The organism is Vibrio sp. 1874, assembly GCF_033344395.1.
Classification (GTDB): Bacteria; Pseudomonadota; Gammaproteobacteria; order Enterobacterales; family Vibrionaceae; genus Vibrio; species Vibrio alginolyticus.
In genome coordinates, this window is sequence record NZ_JAWPOR010000001.1 from 740,749 (window position 1) to 760,012 (window position 19,264).

Consider the following 19,264-nt stretch of genomic DNA (forward strand, 5'->3'; position numbering starts at 1 on the left):
TCGGCTTTTTTATGCGCGTCTAATACGGTTTTGCTTTTCATCGTGTTTGTTTACCCAACTTATTACTTCGTCTAAGGGCTGGACAGAACAAGTAGCCCTGAATGATGTCACAGCCTCGACTTCTCAAAAAATGCAGTGTGTCCATGTCTTGAACGCCTTCTGCTACGACCGAATACCCTAATCCATGTGCTAGCGCAATCGTGTTCTCAACGATAGAGCGGGAGCCTTCAGCGCGGCTTGTTGTGAAAAGAAATTAACCAGCTTACCTTGAAACGTATTATCAATCTTTCGACGTTTTTGAGGTTATCTCATAATTTGAATCAGTCATTGGCCTTCAGGTTGTGTCATGTCTTCGATAGACTCAAAGCAGTATTTACGATTAGGGAGCCCAGTAAGAGCGTCATGGACAGCATTGCGCTTCTCTCCTTCAGCAACGGTATGAAGCTCGAATATCGAATCGTTGCTCCACTTAATCACCAGCACGACAAAGATACTGCCGCCAAAAAGTATAAGAGAAACCCCCGTTTCTAAGAGAGAAGCAATAGGTTTTTGCATGATGGCGTGCAAAAAAACGGCATAAGCAAAAATGAAACAGCTGATTAACAATAATAGGAAAAGTCCACCCGGTTACGTCAGTTTTCGAGCAGATGTTTTTTGTCATCTGCCATCCCCAGCAGAGCAAAATCGAACCTAAGATCACTAATAGAAATGCAATAGTGGGCACATTATTACCCCGATTTATTGATTGGTTTGTTATTTTTGTTCACCCAATAAACAACGTATCTTATATATCTGACTTTGTACAAATTGACCTATTCATAAATTATCTTTAACAAGTGATATCTTTTAGCCTTCAAATAAAATCAAAACTTGCTACAGATCAACAAAATTTGTTCAATCAAATCGGTTTTACTAAAAGATTGTTGAAAGATTAAAAAATTATTGAATAATAGAAGGGCAAACAAGAAGTACGCAGCGCACAAGCGCTATTACAACCTCTGCTCTACAACAGGATAACTATTTCATGTCTAATTCGTTTGTACTGGTGATCAACTCTGGTAGCTCTTCATTAAAATTTGCTGTTATTGATTCTGAAACCGGTGAAGCTTTGGTATCAGGTATTGGTGAGTGTTTTGGCCTACCTGAAGCTGAAATCAGTTGGAAATATCAGGGAGAAAAAACCGTTGAAGCAATTCCAGCTGGTGGCAACCATCATCAGTACGCTGTTGAGCGAGTGGTAAAACTACTCGATACTCTAGGTTTGAGCTCAAAATTTGTCGCTGTAGGCCATCGCATTGTCGCAGGCGGTGAAACCTTTAAAGGAACTGTGAAAGTTGATGAAACAGTTATTCAAGAAGTAGAGCGCCTTGCTGAACTTGCACCACTTCATAACAAAGCGAACGCTGAAGGCATGAGAGCGGCAATGGCGGCGTTCCCTTCACTGCCTCAATTTGCTGTATTTGACACTGCTTTCCACCAAACAATGCCAGCCAAAGCCTTTATGTACGCACTTCCTTACGAGCTTTACGAAGAGCATAAAGTGCGTCGTTACGGTGCTCACGGTACAAGCCACTACTACGTAAGCCGTGAAGCAGCGAAAATGCTAGATAAGCCGGTTGAAGAAAGCAGCTTTATCACTGTGCACTTAGGTAACGGTGCATCAGTGAGTGCGGTTAAAAATGGCGAATGTGTTGATACAAGTATGGGTTTGACGCCGTTAGCTGGCCTAATGATGGGCACTCGCTGTGGTGACCTTGATCCAAGTGTTATCGAGTTCCTTTTCCGTAAAGGCTGGGAAAAAGACGAAGTGTTCGAGATGATGAACAAGAAGTCAGGTTTCTTAGGTGTATCTGGTGTGACAAGTGATGCTCGTGGCGTACTAGAAGCAATGGAAGCGGGGAATTCACGTGCGAAGTTGGCATTTGAGATCTTCACTTACCGCGTTGCGAAATACATTACTTCCTACCTAGCGGCTCTGGATTCATTAGACGGCATCATCTTCACTGGTGGTATTGGTGAAAACTCACTACCAATTCGTCGTGAAATCTTGAAAAACCTAAAACTGTTAGGTTTTGTTGAAGATGAGAAAGGTAACGAAGATGCAAGGTTTGGTAACGCAGGTGTTATTGCAACATCTGAGTTATTAGGTGCCAAAGCTCTTGTTATTCCTACTAACGAGGAATTTGTGATAGCTAAACAATCGGTTGAGCTATTGTAATATATAACGAAAACAGAAAGTTAAAAGCGAGCCTCGTGCTCGCTTTTTTACTTAAAGCAATTTGGTAATTACTCTTTGAGTTTCAGAGCTTCGCGCTTTTCGATTAAAAAATCCATCAAGACGCGGATTTTTTTCGGCATATGCTCTCGTGAAGGTATATATAAATAAAACCCAGGAAACTCTTTGCACCAAGGTGTCAGAACTCGGGTCAATCTTCCCTCATTTATGTGCTTTTCCACCCATAAATCAATATGCTTCACTAAACCCACACCCTGTATTGCAGCTTGTAACATACTATAGTCATCATTAAAAATAGCATTGCCTTTAGGCTCGAAAACGAGGGTGCGCTTTGCAACATCTGGAGAGGTTAGCGACCAATGATCAATTGTTCCGCTAGAGGTAAAACGATAAGCAAGGCAATTGTGACCTTCTAAATCCTCAGGAGTTTGAGGTAGTCCATTTTGCCTAAAGTATTCAGGAGAGCCCACTATTGCCGTTGTTAACGGCGGAGTAATAGGGACCGCAACCATATGTTCATCTAAGCTTAATCCTAAGCGAATGCCAGCGTCAACGCCTTCTGCGACGATGTTAGAAAACCCATCATCCATGATTAGCTCTAGGCGTATTTTAGGATAACGAGAGAGGAACTCACCTAGATAGGGCTCAATAAGCAGCCGAGCAGCGGTTCTTGATACACTGATACGGATTAATCCCGAAGGCTCAAGATGAGAGTCGTTCAATTCGTTAACGACCTGCTCAATGTTCATCAATGAAGGTTGCAAAATATCAAGCAGACGTTGGCCTTCTTGAGTCAACGACATACTTCTAGTGGTTCTATTGATTAACCGAACTTGTAGCTGTTGCTCTAACGCTTTCAGGTGTTGTGATAAGGCAGCACGGGTTATCCCCATTTCTAAGGCTGCTTTAGTGAAACTGCGATGGCGAGCAATATGTGCAAACCACGTCAGTGATGAAATTAAAGAAGGTTCTATTCTCATTTGTTAAGTATAACTAAACAGTCATGTAGATAAAACGATATTTATCCGAAACAGTGTGTTGACTAATATTACCTCGAAGCTCAGGTCAGCCTGAGATGAACAGTTAACCTCTAATGGAGAATGTCGCTATGTCTAAAGTCACTTTCAAAAATCTCAATGGTCAAGGTATTGAGATTTCAGCGGTTATCAACTTCCCTACAGATTTTGATGCAAGTAAACAATATGCGGCGGTTGTTGTTTCACACCCAGGTGGTGGCGTAAAAGAGCAAACCGCAGGCCTATACGCGAGTAAACTTGCAAAAAGCGGCATAATTGCCATTGCGTTTGACCGTTCGTATCAAGGTGAAAGTACAGGTGAGCCTCGCCAAATGGAAAACCCTTACACGAGTACTGAAGACGTGAGCGCAGTCGTCGACTATCTGACAACGTTAGAGTACGTCGATAACGATAAAATTGGCGCAATGGGGATTTGTGCTGGTGCGGGCTATAGTGCAAATGCAGCGATCAATGATCGTCGAATCAAAGCACTGGGTATGGTTAGTGCCGTAAACATTGGCCAAATGTTCCGTAATGGTTGGGATAATTCGGTTAACGATGCTGACGCTGTTGGTTACTTAGAATTTGGTTCGAATGCTCGCACAACCGACACGAATGGTACAGAATTCGCGACTATTCCTCTAGCTCCGATGCGTGAAGAAGATGCCTCAAATGCAGAACTACGCGAAGCTTGGGAGTATTACCACACACCACGTTGTGAACATCCAAATGCGCCGGGTTTTGCTCTAACTCGTAACTTAAATCAGATCATTACTTACGATGCGTACCACAAAGCGGAAGCATTCCTAACTCAGCCAATTCTTGCTGTCGTTGGTAGTGACGCAGGCAGCAAATGGATGAGTGATGACCTGATAGAACGTGCTGCGAGTTCAGATAAAACCTTGTATGCCATTGATGGTGCAAACCATATGTCGCTTTATGATGTTGCCGAATACGTCGATGACGCAGTATCCCAACTCGCATCTTTCTTCCAACGCACTCTTTAATATTCCCGATGAAAGGCTCAATTGCTTCGAGCCTTTCTGCTCTCAAGGCTTTTTACTCTTAAGGTATTGATTATGAATATGCAAAAAATCACTTTTAGAAATGCTGATATGTCTTGGGATATGTCTGCATTAATTTTATTCCCAGAAGGCTTCAATGAATCGAAACGCTACCCAACAATGATAAGTGTTCATCCTTTTGGTAGTTGTAAAGAACAAACATCCAGCGCTGTCTATGGTAAAGCCCTTGCTGAGTTAGGTTACGTCGTGATCGCATTTGACGCGAGCTTCCAAGGAGAATCGGGAGGATTGCCTCGCTACGTAGAAGACCCAAGTCAACGTGTTGAAGATATCAGTCGCGTTATCGACTATGCAGTAACTTTACCATATGTCGATGAGAATAGAATTGGTGGACTCGGTATCTGCGGCGGTGGTGGTTACATGATCAATTCAGCCCTAACCGAAAAGCGCTTGAAAGCTGTCGTAGGTATTACGCCTGTTAACTTAGGCCGCTTGTTCCGTGAAGGCTTTAGTATGTACGACCCTATCGCCAATCTTGAAGCTATGGCTGCACAGAGAACAGCCGAAGCTCGCGGCTCAGAGCTGAAAATCGATGAACTTCTTCCTCCAAATATTGAATTTGCAAAAGAAAATGGATTAACAGAACGAGACGTGTTCGAAGCTACTGAATACTACAAAACATCACGTGGACAAACCGAAGGTGGTGCAACTCGTATGCTGTTTTCACATGCACAGAAAACACTGAGCTGGGATGCCTTTGCATTTGCCGAAACGTTATTGACTCAGCCTGTTATGGCCGTGGTAGGGCAAAAAGTCGGGGCGTTTGGTGCTTATCGTGATGGGCAGGAAATTTATGGCCGCTCTGTTCAATCAAAAGACCGACAGCTGGTTAATTTGGAAAATTGGTCTCACTATGAACTGTATGACCATCCAGAAGCAGTCGGCATTGCAATGGACAAGGTTTCTGCATTCCTTGAAACACACTTAAAATAATCTAATAAGTTAGAAGCGTTTTGTAGAGTTGCAAAGCGCTTATTTTTAACAGCGTAAGATGTAGTTCGAAGCGAGTAGGTCGGTAAATCTTCGTGCGAATAACCTCATCTACAGGCTATTGACTAAATACCACTGCCAAATACTGTTTAAGACAATGTACACTGAAACCTAATTAAAGGCGTTAGATAGGAATGAAGTTTAATTTATGCGCAAATCAGATAAGAAGGTCGAGAATCTAATTAGAGAAGTGTTGACCGAAGTTTGTGAAGATACGCTAAAAGGCTACGATGGCTTTCTTTGGGTGACTCATACCGTCAAATTCTCTTCTTTTCCACAAAGTTTAGAAATAGTCTGCGTATTCGAAACGAAGCAAGATCGAGCTAACTTTTTTGAAGGAGAGGGCCGCCAGCATGTTTCCACAACTATTCAAAAGGCATTTAATAAGGCAGGAGTGCAACTAAAGAACGTCAGTAAGCAAATCAGTTACGATACAAAACAAAAGCATTAGCCGCGCAGCAATGGTCCGTAATAAAATGGTGCTTGGCTACCTTGCTATAAAAATGCAAAGGGCACTGGATGGGCAATGAAGCTTCAGCTCACTTAGATATACATCGGTGTAACTATGAGTTATGGAGTTATGGATTGTGAATACGGTTGGTTTTCTAATGTTGCCTTAAGAGGCAATGATTAGTCGTTTACAATGAGTAAAGTACAAACTTCTGCATGGTGGATATCCGCAGAAAATTATTGAAAAGAAAGGCTCTAGCTGGAGCGGTCTATCATTTTCTTTGGGTTACCTCGACTATGAATAGCTTAATTGCTATGTTTCGCAAAATATATGGATATTCTTCTGCTCGTTATCTTCAGATTCCGTGCAGAAGAATGTGTTTGCCGGCTGAGGGAAAAATGAAAACCAAAATAATAATGTCTTTTCTACTCGCTACATTGTGTGTCAGTGTCAGCGCCAGTACGAATGAGCCGAAATACCATTCTGCGCTAACAGTCAAAACGGGATTCAGTGAAGACAGAGACAAGCCTGTGGAAGTCTATTATTGGTATCCCACCACGAACGAAAAAAACAACTTCTCGTTTGGTAGGGGGAACATTTTTAAATCAGTCGAAACGCAGTTAGATGCCCCTTTAGCAAGTGGAAAATTTCCCGTTGTGCTTTTGTCGCAGGGCGGAACACGGTCAGCGTTTTCCCACAGTGGTTGGATAGCCTCGAGCCTGGCGCAACAAGGTTATGTCGTTGTGGTACCAAAGCCTCCTGCACCGAACGAAATCAATGCAGAAATGGCTGTTGATGAAATCACATTCAGAACCAGTGATTTGGTGCTTGGGCTGAACGAATTAAGTTCGGTCGGGATACTGTCCGGAGGCGTAGATACTGATGCAGTGCAGGGGGTCGGCTTTTTTCTGGGCGGCACATCTATGCTGATGCTCTCCGGAGCGAAAATAAGCCCGGAGAAATATCGAACATCGTGTCACAACGCCACCAATGTAGACTGTCATTGGTTACGTGAAAATAACGTTGATATTACCAGCATCCCGGATCAAAAATTCCCCCGATTTCAGTCTGAAAACAAACTGAAATCGGTCGTCGTTATCAACCCTGAGCTAACGAAAACTTTTGTCCCTGAAACTCTGGCCTTGATGAACAATGCTATCACCGTGGTGACGCTTTCTGATCGGCTACATCCCGCACTGACACCAGCCGAATCACTTGTTGATCTTCCCAATGTGACGTTTCAAGAGATCCCCAGTGCGAGTCAGTTTAGTGCGTTCGCAGAATGTACTGAGCGTGGCATTAAAATTCTCGCATCAGAAGGGGAGGAAGCACTTTGCCAGGAGCGTGACGAGGTTTCCAGAAAGGACAATCACCAGAAAATTTTGGATGTAATTCTGACTAGCCTAACAAAGCCACAAGAATAGCAACAATGTGACACTTTCTTACACGTTGTCTGTTCGAGTAAGCAAAGCGAGGAGTAAGTTTTGTGCAGGCTTATCCCTCCACCATAGTGCAAGACATACTAGTGACCGTATTATTTGCCTTAATTAAGTACTTGTCCCAGCATTTTAAAGCTTAGAAGAACACACAAAATACCAACGATTTTCTTAAGAACTTTATTTGGGAAATACGCTGCACAACGCACGCCGAGGCTAGTAGTTAAGTAGCTACTAATGGAGAAGCTGATCATTGCAGGAAGGTATATGTATCCTAAGACTAAGTTGTTCCAATCTGTATTTTCCCATCCGTTTAACATGTAACCGAGGCTTCCTGACAGCGCGATAGGGAAACCTATCGCAGCAGAGGTACCAATAGCACGTTTTACCTCAAAATTTTGCTGGACAAGATAGGGGATGATCAACCCCGCACCGCTTATAGAGACAAGTGCTGATACAGAGCCAATCACCGAGCCTACAGTGATATTACCGATAGCCCCATGTGGGTTAGGGTTGTACTCATTTTCAGTGTTGAGAAACATCTTATAAGCAACATACAACATGAATACGCTGAAAAAGCCTGCCAGATAGACGCCTTGTAGATACGATGCTACGAATGTGGCGCAAAATGTTCCGACTAGAACTCCGCTCAACATTTTTCCTACCATTGTCGAGTCTACATTCTCTTTTTTGTAGTGAGCGCGCATGCTGCCCAATGTTGTAACAATCATCGAAGCCATTGATGTCCCTAACGCAAGATGCACTACTTCCGTATCAGCTATTTCCTGTAGTGAAAATAGAAACGCAAAAATAGGGACGGCCATTCCACCACCACCCACACCAACGAGTCCTGCGAGAAAGCCAATGCCCAAGCCTGCTGTAATGTAATAGATAATAAAGATAGGTTCGTTCATGATGGTTCTGCCTTCGATAAAGTGATCGTTGCTAAAATGTTACTCGAACGCTAACTTGCTATGGTAACGTTAAGAGGACAGAAAATAATGAATAATGGCCAAAATGGAATTGAGTAAATAAAGTGACAAACTCTGATTACAGCGAATGGAAAAATGGTGCCGCACTGATCGCTAAGGAGTGGCAGCATGAAAGGAGCGACTTCAACCATTTGGATCAACGGCCACATAATTGGCACAGTCATCATCGAGGCCAGTTACTGTGTATAGATGAAGGGCTAATTCAGGTCAAAACCGATGAAGGAACGTGGATACTACCACCTCACCGAGCTGGTTGGATCCCCCCGGGTGCGATGCACAGTGTTTATTTTTGTGGTTCTCTGAAAGGTCGTTCATTACTGTTTACTCCAGAGAGTTGTGAGCGGTTTCCAATGAGACCTTGCGTGATCCAAATGAGCGATGTGTTGAAAGCCCTATCGGTTAGAGCATCGATATGGAGTAAAACAGACGATCTATCCATACAGTCTTTACGTATTCTTGCCGTAATATCCGATGAAATCGTCAATAGCCCTCATGAGTCACTCCACATCCCACTGCCCAGTGATCCGAGACTGCAAAAAGTTACTCAAGCAATTTTAATAGACCCAAACAGCAAGCATTCTGTGGAGCATTGGGCCAATATCGGGGCAGTCTCATCTCGGACGTTAAGACGATTGATTCGTAGTGAGTTAAACATGAGTTTTAGTGAATGGCGGCAACAAGTACTGCTAATACATTCATTAGAAATGATAGCTCGAGGGGAATCGGTGGGAGATATTGCACATGCTTTAGGTTATTCGACGCCCAGTAACTTTATTGCGATGTTTCGTCGGGTCTATGGCGATTCACCCACGCGTTACTTTTCTAATCGCGGAATATAATTTCCGTGCTCGCATGCTCATGATGTTCCCCTAATTATCTTTAATCAAAAAAGGTAAATATTGAAAAGATTAATTGTTATGTTATAACATTTCCTTGTTTGGGGCTCTACAATTTGTTGTTTAAAGAATTGATCTCACAACCAGTAGTCTCCTATTGAGAGAGAGTAAACGTTGATTTCTTCACAAGCGCTGTCTGACTTGACTCTACATGGGGTGGGACTGTGTCAATATGTCCGTGAACTAGAGCGAAATCGTAACGATTACTAGGTCTCATAGCCCTAGAAAATCAACGTTATTAAAACCTTTACCTGACCTTTTTAACGCTTGGGAGGAAGATATATGAGCATTGATGTAGTTGAGAACCCGCTTCGTGTCCAAACAACATCATCGTTGGCGATATCGACATCAGCGAACATACTTAGCGACATCTACAAACCAGAGCACAATATTGCCATATGGCAGCGAACGCTCTCGAAAGAGTTGACGAAGGACATTAATCTGATGCTGGCTCAGGAGCCTAGATTGGCACTGGTACAAAGTGTCACGCCAGATGATGCTGCACAATGGGTACGAAGCAAGTTAGAGGGCTATGCGTGTGCTGATGCGCTGAGTGAAGATGTTGCTTTAATCGTCGATATGTTCTGCTGTTTGTTTGAGGTTAAAGAAGCAGGTTTGAGACTAACTCGCCTAGACAGCCCGATGTGCCCGAAATTTCACTTTGATCGTGTGCCTTGCAGACTTGTCATAACTTATACCGGCCGAGCGACCGAATGGTTAACCAACGATACCATTGATCGCACTAAACTCGGTGCCGGTAGTCTTGGTCAACCTGATCACCTATCGGGCTTATACGACTCTGAAAGTGCCATACGACGAATGCAGCCTGGCGATGTTGCCCTGCTCAAAGGAAGTGGTTGGGAAGGCAATGAAGCCACTGGACTTATACATCGCTCTCCACATGTTGCAGATAATGAACGTCGCTTACTACTCACATTGGATTTCATCTAGAGATATGAGAAAGCTCAAAACGGTAGATGACGTCATGAAGCAGGTAGAGAAAATCTGCCTGCTGCGAGGTAAACAACTCACTACTAAACGGAAATTGATACTGACTTCGCTGCTATATGCGGAGAAGCCGCTTTCTGCCTACGAACTAGTTGACTACTGCAATCACAACTTTTCTCAAAACATTCAAGCGATGTCGGTTTATCGAATACTCGATTTCCTTGAAGCAGAGCACTTTGTCCATAAGCTCAATACATCTAGTAAATACGTCGTTTGTTCTCAAATCGCGTGCGATCAGGAGCATGGCGTTCCACAGTTTTTGATTTGCTCTCAGTGTGGAAAGGTTAGTGAAATAGCGGTTGAAGCCAATGTTATTTCTAGCGTATGTGCGAAAGCCATACAAGAAGGCTTCACCGTTCTTAGCCCACAATTTGAGATTTCCTGTGTTTGCGATGAATGCGCAAACCGCCCCCTATGAGGCAGACACACGATCTCCCCTTATAGCTTCACAAGGTGACCGAGTATTGGCCACCTTTTCAAATTATCTAAAAGAATGAATTATGTCAGCAACATTGATTAAAAACGCTCGGGTGGTCAACGAAAGAGCCATTACCGAAACAGATTTACGTATTGTTGATCAAAGAATTGACAAGATTGCTACTAATATATCCGTACAACACGGAGATATTGTAATTGATGCTAAAGGGGCTTACTTACTGCCAGGCATGATTGACGATCAAGTGCATTTCCGAGAACCTGGGCTGACACATAAAGGCACAATTGCAAGTGAGTCGCGGGCAGCGGTGGCCGGCGGTATTACAAGCTACATGGAAATGCCCAATGTTAGTCCGGCTACAACGACTATTGACTCGTTAGAGCGCAAGTTCGCTCTCGCTAAAGAAAGCTCGTTTGCGAATTATTCTTTCTACCTCGGTGCAACCGAAGACAATCTTGAACAGATTAAACAACTTAACCCCAAACAACATTGTGGTGTGAAAGTATTTATGGGGGCATCAACAGGAAATTTGTTAGTCGAAGATCCGCAAGCGTTAGAGTCAATTTTTCGTGACTCTCCAGTACTCATTGTTACTCATTGTGAAAGTGGGACTGTTATTAAACAAAACCAGCAAAAGCAAAGGCTTAAGAAGCCAGGTTTCACTATCGAAGACCATCCCATTTTGCGTGACGAAGAGGCCTGTTACGCTTCATCTTCTTATGCGGTAGAACTTGCCAAAAAGTATCACAGCCAACTGCATGTGCTGCACATCACAACGGCGAAGGAGCTAGCACTTTTTGACGAGGGAGACATTCGAGACAAATCAATCACCGCGGAGGCTTGTGTTCACCATCTTTGGTTCAGCAACAAAGATTATGGTGCTCTTGGTAACTTGATCAAATGTAATCCTTCAATCAAGTTTCCTAGTGACCGCGATGCGTTGTTAAAAGCGTTAAATACGGGGCAAATAGATATCATTGCAACAGACCACGCTCCTCACACTTGGCAAGAAAAACAAGTGCCTTACGAGCAGGCTCCAGCCGGACTGCCGTTAGTTCAGCATGCGTTACTTACTCTCTTCGAGCATGTCCGTTTAGGTCATATGAGTTTGACTCAAGTAGTCGAAAAAACTGCGCACAACCCGGCCATTCGCTATGGCATTCAAGGCCGAGGTTTTATCCGTGAAGGTTACTACGCCGATTTGGTGTTGGTTGATGCTCATACCCCAACACGAGTTAGCAACGAAAACAGTTTATATCATTGTGGTTGGTCGCCTTTTGCTGGACATGAATTTTCAGCTCAAATTCAAAAGACTTGGGTCAATGGCGCGCTAGTTTATGACAATAACAAAGTCATCGATAAACCAGCTGGAGCGATGCGTTTATCCTTCAATCGTTAAGTCGCTGACCGTAAAAAAAGAGCCATAAACAAACTGGAAGCATTATGTTAAGAAGAAACCCAACGGGCCATATGCCACAGGTGTCCTCAACAGCCTTTATCGATCCAACCGCTATTATCTGTGGCAAAGTCATTATTGAGGATAACGTTTTTATTGGACCCTATGCTGTTATTCGAGCTGACGAAGTTAATAACCATGGAGACATGGAAGCTATCGTCATCAAACGTGACACCAATATCCAAGATGGTGTCGTAATTCACTCTAAGGCAGGGGCTGCGGTGACCATTGGTGAGCGCTCATCCATTGCTCATCGTTCGATTATTCATGGTCCTTGCCAGGTTTGTGATGATGTTTTCATTGGCTTCAACTCCGTCGTGTTCAATAGCGTCATCGGTGAGAGGTGTGTTATTCGTCATAACTGTGTCGTCGATGGCCTCGATTTACCCGCTTATTTCCATGTACCACCGATGACCAATATTGGTGTCGGTTTTGATTTAGAGAGTATCTCTAAAGTGCCGCCAGAATATTCAGCTTTTTCCGAATCCGTCGTTTCTGCCAACCATGAACTAGTCCAAGGCTACCGGAGAATTGCCAATGAACTTTAATAAGCCACTGATTTCGCGAGTGCCGACTAACATCATCACTGGCTTTCTCGGGGTGGGGAAAACATCGGCAATAATGCACTTATTGACCCATAAACCGAGTCATGAACGTTGGGCTGTATTGGTCAATGAATTTGGCGAAGTTGGTATTGATGGCAGCTTGTTACAAGGCCAAAAAAAACAACAAGACCAAGTGTTTATTCGAGAGGTCCCCGGGGGATGTATGTGCTGTGCAGCAGGTCTTCCGATGCAAATCGCCTTAAATCAATTATTGTCTGAAGCAAGGCCAGATCGATTGTTGATTGAACCTACAGGCCTTGGTCATCCTAAAGAAGTACTGCAAGTGCTATCGACCGAGTATTATCGTCAAATTCTCGCTTTGCAAAAAAACATTACTTTAGTCGATGCACGTAAACTATCGGATCCTAAGTACACTGAGCATGAAACGTTTAACCAGCAAATCACTATCGCAGATACAGTGGTAGGTAATAAGCGCGATCTCTATCAAGATGAAGATGAGCAAAAGCTGACGGCTTATATAGCAAAGCTCGGTCTGCGGGAAACAAAAGTGATTTTCGCTGAACATGGCGCTATCCCTTTTCATGAATGTGAGGGAGCGACTCGTATTGACGTGCAAAAAACGCCCTCTGTTCTTTATCGTGAAAGAGAGAAAAAGTCACTTGTTCCTGAGTTGCCTATGCCTGAGAGCGGCATTCTAAAAGCAACCAATCAGGGGGAAGGTTTCTACAGTATCGGTTGGCGTATATCCGCTGAAAACGTGTTCGATCATCAAAAGCTGAGATTATTGCTGCTCGACCTCAAGGTCGAACGAATGAAAGCGGTTTTTATCACGGGAAGCGGTATTTTTGGTTACAATCTAACATCAGATGGACTCACAGAGTTTGAACTAGACGAGTGTTCAGAAAGCCGCCTAGAACTGATCTCTTCCGGTCTAGATGACCAATTTGAAGATAGATTATTTCGATGTTTGGAGAAGGCATCATGATAGAAAAGAGAAAACTCTCCTTTTAACCATAATGTCTTACCTCCTTAAAATTCTAGTGGGGTTTCTTTTAAAGCTGCGCTTAGGGCACTTATGCTGCCGTATTAGGGTGGGGTTAGTACCCGTATTTTCTGCCTATGCGGTTCAGGCACAGTTTTATTCATGGGGTGAGGTATCCACGTTACACGTGGCCTAATTACTTGCTTTAAGTTACACGGAAGAAACACGTCTTTTTTTAGCGAGGGCCATTGCTATATTTGCGGTACTGTAGGCGCTCTCATTGATAAAGTGCGGGTAAATTTCCCCTTTGCCATTCCAATGGATATCATAACCAGCGAAAGTCGCTAATAAAGGTGCTCCTGGTTTGACCGCCTCAAAATCTCTGCCACAAATAGTAGGGTGTACTAGTGCTTGCCGCATACCCTCTTGATCAAGTGGAACCCTGATTTCTTCGGTGTAAAAAAACGCCTCATAATCGCTCAGTAAGCCTATTTGGTTGAGGTTGTGCTTTTCAACATAGTCCAATACTGCGGTAAGCATCTGTTTCATCAACTCCAACGTACTGTACTCTAGCGCACCATGTGCTTGCGCCCCGACCTCAATCATTATTCCATATTGCCCAGCAGTACAAAGGTAAGGTTGCTCTTGCCATTCTTTTCGCTCTTCGAAAAGGACATGTGCTGATGGCATTCGTTGTTTGACGTACGCGCCCAGTTTCCGATAAAACACATCGTTAGAAAGCAAAATCAACGTCGCTCCCATATTGCTTGTTGTATTGTGCAGGTCAACAATCAACAGTTTTTCTTGGTTTGCATATTTCTCGATAAATTGATGTGCAATCTTGCTTTCATGCAAATCAGGACAATGATTGCTATTCATTGCTGAGAACTCGCGATTTAAGTCTGTATCGATGTATCGGACGTTGTGTTTTGCTGCTTCGGAGTTTGCGATGATCGAGCAGGCTGAAAAGGTTGATCTATTGACAGAGTAACGTTTTTCTTTGATTAGTTTATGTAAATAAATACCAGAAAGTTCGTTTCCGTGTGTTCCTGCAACGATAAGTGCTGAATTGAATGTGTTCATTATTGAGCCTTCTCAAAGAGAATGGGTTGAATGACTGGTCTTCTCTTAGCCAATCCAGTGAACTGAATAAACGTTTACTAAACTGAGTAAAAACAATCCTAGATATGTTATAACATAACAATCGTTGTTATTGATACTTAGTTTCTCATGAGTCAGTTTAAATTTATTGCTTTAATCGTTGCTGTGTTTTGTTTTTCGGTCGCTTTGCTTCTACCTACAGAGGATGAGCCAAATCAAGATAGTCACAGCACTCAACTGAATCAAAGCAGTGATTCGTCACCACCTCCATCATCAAAGATAGTGGTTCCCTCAGATAGCAGTTTGACTCCGTTGCCTAAACCTAAACAAATACACTACATAGTTAAAGTGGGAGATACGCTCAGTGGTATCTTCGCTCAATTGGGTCTCCCTTACGGTATTTTGCAGCAAATTCTCTCAGTTGATCTTGATCACCTCCAGCTAGATATGATTAAGCCCGGAGAAGAGCTTGAATTAGTGATGGATGACATGGGGCAATTGAGTCGACTAATTTATCATATGAGCCTTGTAGAGAAGGCTATCTACACTAGAGAAAACGATGGCTCCTTCTCTTACGAATTTCAGGAAATTTCAGGGGAATGGCGTGAAACCTTATTTTCGGGAGAAATCAAAGGGAGTTTTTCAGTCTCGGCACATCGAGTAGGATTGGCATCAGGCCACGTCGCAAATATTACGCAGGTGATGAAAGATAAGATTGATTTTGCGCGATCTCTTAGAGCCGGTGACCGTTTCGATATATTAGTGAAACAGCAATATTTAGGTGAATACAAAACTGGCAATAGTGAGATTAAGGCTATTTCTTTTAACTTAGCGAAGGGCGAAGTCGCTGCATTTCTAGCCGAGGATGGACGGTTCTATGATAGAGCTGGTAACAGTTTGGAGCGAGCGTTTAACCGTTATCCTGTCGATAGGGCATACCGCCGAATCACCTCTGGGTTTAACCCTAAGCGTAAACACCCAGTGACGGGAAGAGTCACCCCGCATAACGGAACGGATTTCGCGACACCAATCGGTGCGCCAGTTTATTCTACTGGGGATGGAAAAGTAATTGCGGTCCGCAAGCACCCTTATGCCGGTAATTATTTAGTGATTGAACATAACAGTGTGTACAAAACTCGTTACCTACACTTGAATAAAATCTTGGTTAAAAAAGGTCAAGTTATAAAGCGTGGGCAAAAAATAGCCCTCTCTGGGAATACTGGTCGTTCAACCGGACCACATTTACATTTTGAAGTTTTAGTTCGTAATCGTCCGGTTGATGCAATGAAAGCCGACTTACCTATCGCGAAGTCGCTTCCTAACATCCAGAAACCTTCATTTTTGGCGCGAGTATCAGAGTTTGATTATCTAGTAGAAACGAAAAACTGAGTCCCGACAATTTGTTAGGGCTCAGTTATGCTATTTTGTGTTATGAGGTTGGAGCAATAGGTGAGTCTCAATATGTGTTCCTAGAAGAATAATGACTGCGATTTTTTCTTTTACGTGCGTCCACATCCGCAACATCGGACGCTTTGCAACAATCTCCGCCTTTGATCGGCCTACGTGAAAACATCACACCAATTGCGAGCATCGCAATACAACTTAGGAAAATAAGAACGGTAAGAACTAAAGTCATAACACCACCTCCTATAAATCGCTGTATTGTCATCTTTCTCCAATTTTATAAACAAAGCAATGGTCGTTTTGTAACCACTTATTATTTTTATCAATAGTCAGACCTTTGCTGGTGATGAAACGTGCTGAGAAACGAAGGCGAGTTCTGAAAAATCAGTCTCTGTGGTCTTTACCGATTCTTAAGCTTTGGGTCTAAGACAGCAATTGGATTCCTTCTATAACTCATCAAATTGTTATGTTATAACATGTGTTTATTCAGAGTTTGTAGGTCAAAGGTATGCCATCAATTCCAGTCACTATTTTGCATGGGTTTCTCGGGTCAGGGAAAACCACTTTTTTACGCAACATTCTTCAACAAGCCGATTCTTCTGGTATTGATCTTTCCGTTATTGTGAATGACATGAGTGAGTTAGACGTTGATGGCGTGCTTATCTTAAATACCGATGCGGTGAGTGAAGAGCAGGGCAACTTTGTCACGATCAGTGGAGACAGCATCAGCAGCCCGAGTGGTGTAAGGCAGCTCGATAAAGCCCTTAAAAAGCTCTGCGCAGAAAAATGGCCAGAATGGATTGTGATTGAAACGTCGGGCAGTAGTCATCCTTTGCCTTTGGTTGAGTATTTTAAAAACAACGCACCATTCGCTCTCAAAGACGTGATTACGTTGGTGGATGCGACTTGGTTGCGAGATGACTATCGACAAGGCTCTGCCTTAATTCCGAAGTGGCAAGAGAACGTAAAGCAGGGTGTTCGCGGCGTTGAAAACTTGTTGGTAGAGCAAATTATGTTCTCAAACCGTGTCATGCTCACCAAGACGGACAAAGTGGATGACAATACCGTTCGCAACATCGCGCAGGGGATTCATCCGCTTAATGTTTACACCGAGATAATCAAAACGTCATGGGGAAACTTGGATATCCGCATGTTGAAAGGTGAGCAAGACTACAATTTCTTCCTCGTTGAGCAGTTAATCGCAGAACTTCGTGAGACGGTGAATGAGCCGTTGAATCTCTCTGATAAAGACGAACAAAGCCTTGTCGCCAAAGTGATCAAAGATGATCGACCTTTTCATCCTGCGCGTTTGTGGAATACCTGCCATCAGTATTTAACTAAAGGTGTGTTCCGTAGTAAAGGGTTCTTTTGGTTTCCAACTCGAGACGATGTTTCACTGCTTTGGAGCCAAGCGAATGGCAATGTGGGGCTTGAAATTACAGGCTTTTGGCGTGCTTCGGTAATCAATGACGAATCGCAAAACTTCACTGAAGAACATCGTCAAATCCTGCAAGATAAGATAGACAGTGTTGAAAGCCGCTTTGGTGATCGTCGTTGTCGCTTAACGGTGATTGGTCAAGAAAACGAAGTCGATGTGTTTATTGATGCGCTGGAAAGCTGCTTTTTAACGGATGCGGAATTGGAGCAATGGCAACAGGGGGCAACATTTGAAGATCCTTGGCCAAAGAAAATAGCTAAGTTGAGTCAGAAGAAGACGTTTTGATTGCGCTGGTGAAGATTCCATTGCCACATGTTTGAATCTCGGCTTGTACCAAGAGCGGACTTGTTGCGTTGGCTCGGTATACCAAAATTGGCTCTGTGTAACAAAAGCCTCCCGAATGGTGGGAGGCTTTTTGTATCTCAGTCGTTTACTGTTCCCATTCAGGGAAAGGGTCTTCCAGAGATAACCAATAGTCGAGCCCTTGCTCCATCTCATCTTCTGTTAACAAGCATTCGTTAAGACGAGCAATCAATTTCTCTTGCTCTAATCCCTGACCAATAAACACCAATTCTTGTCGCATATCGCCGTATGGTTCTTGCCAAATGTCGTTTATAGCCTCGAGGTAATCTTGATCCGTCGGCCATTCCTCCTTCGGAATCGCTTTCCAAAACATACCCGCAACACCATAACGTGCGATGCCTCCCGCTTGGCTCCATTGACCGACAAACTCTGGTCTTGTTGCTAGCCAAAAGTAGCCTTTGGAACGAATCAGTTTGCCGTAATCTTTCGCATTGTGGAGGAAGTCGTAAAACTTCTCTGGATGGAAAGGGCGTCTCGCATGATAGGCAAAGCTGGAAATGCCGTATTCTTCGGTTTCCGGTATGTGCTCGCCTCGCATTTCCTTCAACCAACCTGGGGCTTGTTGTGCCTTTTCAAAACTGAAGCTTTGTGTGTCGAGTACCGCATCAAGTTCTACTTCACCATTCGAGATAGGAAGGATGGTGGCGGATGTATTGAGAGTTCTGAGAATCGCAAGAAGCCTTTCGATTTCTGATTTCTCAGCGAGGTCGGTTTTACTTATCAAGATAACGTCAGCGAACTCTACTTGATCAACGAGCAAGTCGGCGACGCTGCGTTCATCGTCTTCACCTAAGGATTCGGCTGTCTCTGTTAAGAACTTAGCTTCATCGTAATCACGCAGAAAGTTAATCGCATCAACCACCGTAACCATTGTGTCTAAACGCGCAACGTCTGAAAGTGAGAGCCCGTTTTCATCAGCAAACGTAAAAGTCTCTGCAACGGGAAGTGGCTCGGCGATGCCAGTGGACTCGATAACTAAGTAATCGAATCTGCCTTCTTGTGCGAGTTTAGTAACTTCTTCAAGTAGATCTTCACGCAGGGTACAACAGATGCAGCCGTTACTCATTTCAACCAACTTTTCTTCACTGTGGTTGAGAGAAACTTCATTCTGAACGGTCGCCGCATCGATGTTGACTTCGCTCATGTCGTTGACGATGACCGCGACTTTTCTGCCTTGTCTATTGTTAAGAATATGACTTAAAACGGTTGTTTTTCCTGCGCCTAGAAAGCCGGACAAAACCGTAACAGGGAGTTTCTGGGTGTTCATGCTCATGCTCTTTATAGTGTAATGTTATAATATAACAATTGATATAGTCGGTGATCTTAACTCTGGCATCAAGCAGTTTGTGACTGTGTCGAGTACTGTACCTTATTGGCGCATTCATTCGTCGTTAAGTTATACAGATTC

Annotated in this window: 18 protein-coding genes and 1 pseudogene; 13 read left to right on the top strand and 6 right to left on the bottom strand. The window is 43.5% G+C overall.

The features are described 5' to 3' along the window. Positions 1-37: 37 nt before the first annotated feature. The gene (locus R8N46_RS25710) at positions 38-214 is read right to left on the bottom strand and encodes an EAL domain-containing protein (protein WP_373921230.1); all 177 of its coding nucleotides are present in this window, start codon (positions 212-214) and stop codon (positions 38-40) included. Positions 215-339: 125 nt separating this feature from the next. After that, positions 340-661, bottom strand: a pseudogene (locus R8N46_RS25715) (GGDEF domain-containing protein); the annotation flags it as partial. A gap of 363 nt (positions 662-1,024) precedes the next feature. On the opposite strand from R8N46_RS25715, the gene R8N46_RS03285 reads away from it, so the two are divergent. Then, positions 1,025-2,218, top strand: a complete 1,194-nt coding sequence (locus R8N46_RS03285) for an acetate/propionate family kinase (protein WP_005375697.1) — start codon at positions 1,025-1,027, stop codon at positions 2,216-2,218. Between the two features lie 68 nt (positions 2,219-2,286). Here the strand turns inward: R8N46_RS03285 and R8N46_RS03290 are convergent, their stop codons facing one another. Continuing rightward, a complete protein-coding gene (locus R8N46_RS03290; RefSeq protein WP_115386707.1) occupies positions 2,287-3,216 on the bottom strand; it encodes a LysR family transcriptional regulator in 930 nt (309 codons plus the stop codon). 128 nt (positions 3,217-3,344) lie between these two features. On the opposite strand from R8N46_RS03290, the gene R8N46_RS03295 reads away from it, so the two are divergent. The 4 genes from R8N46_RS03295 to R8N46_RS03310 all read left to right on the top strand — a co-directional run bounded on the left by R8N46_RS03295 (position 3,345) and on the right by R8N46_RS03310 (position 7,202). Next, positions 3,345-4,259 carry an alpha/beta hydrolase gene (locus R8N46_RS03295; RefSeq protein ID WP_017821078.1) on the top strand — a complete coding sequence of 305 codons (915 nt, stop codon included), beginning with the start codon at positions 3,345-3,347 and terminating at the stop codon, positions 4,257-4,259. Positions 4,260-4,331: 72 nt separating this feature from the next. After that, the gene (locus R8N46_RS03300; RefSeq protein WP_017635745.1) at positions 4,332-5,270 is read left to right on the top strand and encodes an alpha/beta hydrolase; all 939 of its coding nucleotides are present in this window, start codon (positions 4,332-4,334) and stop codon (positions 5,268-5,270) included. Positions 5,271-5,475: 205 nt separating this feature from the next. After that, positions 5,476-5,778 (top strand): hypothetical protein, encoded by a 303-nt coding sequence (locus R8N46_RS03305; RefSeq protein WP_042521903.1) that lies wholly within the window; start codon positions 5,476-5,478, stop codon positions 5,776-5,778. A 398-nt stretch (positions 5,779-6,176) separates the two neighbouring features. Then, positions 6,177-7,202 carry an alpha/beta hydrolase family protein gene (locus R8N46_RS03310; protein WP_115386932.1) on the top strand — a complete coding sequence of 342 codons (1,026 nt, stop codon included), beginning with the start codon at positions 6,177-6,179 and terminating at the stop codon, positions 7,200-7,202. Between the two features lie 119 nt (positions 7,203-7,321). Here the strand turns inward: R8N46_RS03310 and R8N46_RS03315 are convergent, their stop codons facing one another. After that, positions 7,322-8,128, bottom strand: coding sequence for a sulfite exporter TauE/SafE family protein (locus tag R8N46_RS03315; protein ID WP_115386706.1), 807 nt, complete (start codon positions 8,126-8,128; stop codon positions 7,322-7,324). A 122-nt stretch (positions 8,129-8,250) separates the two neighbouring features. Here R8N46_RS03315 and R8N46_RS03320 point away from each other — a divergent pair, with 122 nt between their 5' ends. The 6 genes from R8N46_RS03320 (at position 8,251) to R8N46_RS03345 (ending at position 13,553) form a co-directional block, all read left to right on the top strand. Beyond that, complete coding sequence (locus R8N46_RS03320) at positions 8,251-9,045, top strand: AraC family transcriptional regulator (protein ID WP_047104473.1); 795 nt, start codon at positions 8,251-8,253, stop codon at positions 9,043-9,045. A 339-nt stretch (positions 9,046-9,384) separates the two neighbouring features. Further along, complete coding sequence (locus R8N46_RS03325; RefSeq protein WP_025767648.1) at positions 9,385-10,053, top strand: DUF1826 domain-containing protein; 669 nt, start codon at positions 9,385-9,387, stop codon at positions 10,051-10,053. 4 nt (positions 10,054-10,057) lie between these two features. Further along, positions 10,058-10,528 (top strand): Fur family transcriptional regulator, encoded by a 471-nt coding sequence (locus R8N46_RS03330; RefSeq protein WP_017821073.1) that lies wholly within the window; start codon positions 10,058-10,060, stop codon positions 10,526-10,528. An 82-nt stretch (positions 10,529-10,610) separates the two neighbouring features. Then, a complete protein-coding gene (locus tag R8N46_RS03335; RefSeq protein ID WP_062730948.1) occupies positions 10,611-11,945 on the top strand; it encodes a dihydroorotase in 1,335 nt (444 codons plus the stop codon). Positions 11,946-11,989: 44 nt separating this feature from the next. Then, positions 11,990-12,550: a carbonate dehydratase gene (locus tag R8N46_RS03340; protein ID WP_017821071.1), complete on the top strand. Its 561-nt coding sequence runs from the start codon at positions 11,990-11,992 to the stop codon at positions 12,548-12,550. After that, on the top strand, positions 12,540-13,553 hold the full coding sequence (locus R8N46_RS03345; protein ID WP_021707804.1) for a CobW family GTP-binding protein: 1,014 nt from the start codon (positions 12,540-12,542) through the stop codon (positions 13,551-13,553). The genes R8N46_RS03340 and R8N46_RS03345 overlap by 11 nt, the downstream gene beginning before the upstream one ends. Before the next feature lie 207 nt (positions 13,554-13,760). Here the strand turns inward: R8N46_RS03345 and R8N46_RS03350 are convergent, their stop codons facing one another. Further along, positions 13,761-14,633: an aspartoacylase gene (locus tag R8N46_RS03350; RefSeq protein WP_017821070.1), complete on the bottom strand. Its 873-nt coding sequence runs from the start codon at positions 14,631-14,633 to the stop codon at positions 13,761-13,763. A 147-nt stretch (positions 14,634-14,780) separates the two neighbouring features. On the opposite strand from R8N46_RS03350, the gene R8N46_RS03355 reads away from it, so the two are divergent. Both R8N46_RS03355 and R8N46_RS03360 read left to right on the top strand, forming a co-directional pair. After that, on the top strand, positions 14,781-16,040 hold the full coding sequence (locus R8N46_RS03355; protein WP_005375721.1) for a peptidoglycan DD-metalloendopeptidase family protein: 1,260 nt from the start codon (positions 14,781-14,783) through the stop codon (positions 16,038-16,040). A 523-nt stretch (positions 16,041-16,563) separates the two neighbouring features. Then, positions 16,564-17,778, top strand: a complete 1,215-nt coding sequence (locus R8N46_RS03360; protein WP_213972148.1) for a CobW family GTP-binding protein — start codon at positions 16,564-16,566, stop codon at positions 17,776-17,778. Between the two features lie 145 nt (positions 17,779-17,923). On the opposite strand, the gene zigA is transcribed toward R8N46_RS03360, so the two are convergent. Further along, positions 17,924-19,123, bottom strand: a complete 1,200-nt coding sequence (gene zigA / locus R8N46_RS03365) for a zinc metallochaperone GTPase ZigA (protein ID WP_045417917.1) — start codon at positions 19,121-19,123, stop codon at positions 17,924-17,926. Positions 19,124-19,264 lie beyond the last annotated feature (141 nt).

What these genes read in the sequence shown, in the direction of transcription:
- R8N46_RS03325 (WP_025767648.1), top strand. Translation starts at nt 9,385, where the DNA reads ATGAGCATTGATGTAGTTGAGAACCCGCTTCGTGTCCAAACAACATCA.
- R8N46_RS03330 (WP_017821073.1), top strand. Translation starts at nt 10,058, where the DNA reads ATGAGAAAGCTCAAAACGGTAGATGACGTCATGAAGCAGGTAGAGAAA.
- R8N46_RS03290 (WP_115386707.1), bottom strand. Translation starts at nt 3,216, where the DNA reads ATGAGAATAGAACCTTCTTTAATTTCATCACTGACGTGGTTTGCACAT.
- R8N46_RS03310 (WP_115386932.1), top strand. Translation starts at nt 6,177, where the DNA reads ATGAAAACCAAAATAATAATGTCTTTTCTACTCGCTACATTGTGTGTC.
- R8N46_RS03335 (WP_062730948.1), top strand. Translation starts at nt 10,611, where the DNA reads ATGTCAGCAACATTGATTAAAAACGCTCGGGTGGTCAACGAAAGAGCC.
- R8N46_RS03355 (WP_005375721.1), top strand. Translation starts at nt 14,781, where the DNA reads ATGAGTCAGTTTAAATTTATTGCTTTAATCGTTGCTGTGTTTTGTTTT.
- R8N46_RS03295 (WP_017821078.1), top strand. Translation starts at nt 3,345, where the DNA reads ATGTCTAAAGTCACTTTCAAAAATCTCAATGGTCAAGGTATTGAGATT.
- R8N46_RS03300 (WP_017635745.1), top strand. Translation starts at nt 4,332, where the DNA reads ATGAATATGCAAAAAATCACTTTTAGAAATGCTGATATGTCTTGGGAT.
- R8N46_RS03315 (WP_115386706.1), bottom strand. Translation starts at nt 8,128, where the DNA reads ATGAACGAACCTATCTTTATTATCTATTACATTACAGCAGGCTTGGGC.
- zigA (WP_045417917.1), bottom strand. Translation starts at nt 19,123, where the DNA reads ATGAACACCCAGAAACTCCCTGTTACGGTTTTGTCCGGCTTTCTAGGC.
- R8N46_RS03345 (WP_021707804.1), top strand. Translation starts at nt 12,540, where the DNA reads ATGAACTTTAATAAGCCACTGATTTCGCGAGTGCCGACTAACATCATC.
- R8N46_RS03350 (WP_017821070.1), bottom strand. Translation starts at nt 14,633, where the DNA reads ATGAACACATTCAATTCAGCACTTATCGTTGCAGGAACACACGGAAAC.
- R8N46_RS03340 (WP_017821071.1), top strand. Translation starts at nt 11,990, where the DNA reads ATGTTAAGAAGAAACCCAACGGGCCATATGCCACAGGTGTCCTCAACA.
- R8N46_RS03305 (WP_042521903.1), top strand. Translation starts at nt 5,476, where the DNA reads ATGCGCAAATCAGATAAGAAGGTCGAGAATCTAATTAGAGAAGTGTTG.
- R8N46_RS03360 (WP_213972148.1), top strand. Translation starts at nt 16,564, where the DNA reads ATGCCATCAATTCCAGTCACTATTTTGCATGGGTTTCTCGGGTCAGGG.
- R8N46_RS03285 (WP_005375697.1), top strand. Translation starts at nt 1,025, where the DNA reads ATGTCTAATTCGTTTGTACTGGTGATCAACTCTGGTAGCTCTTCATTA.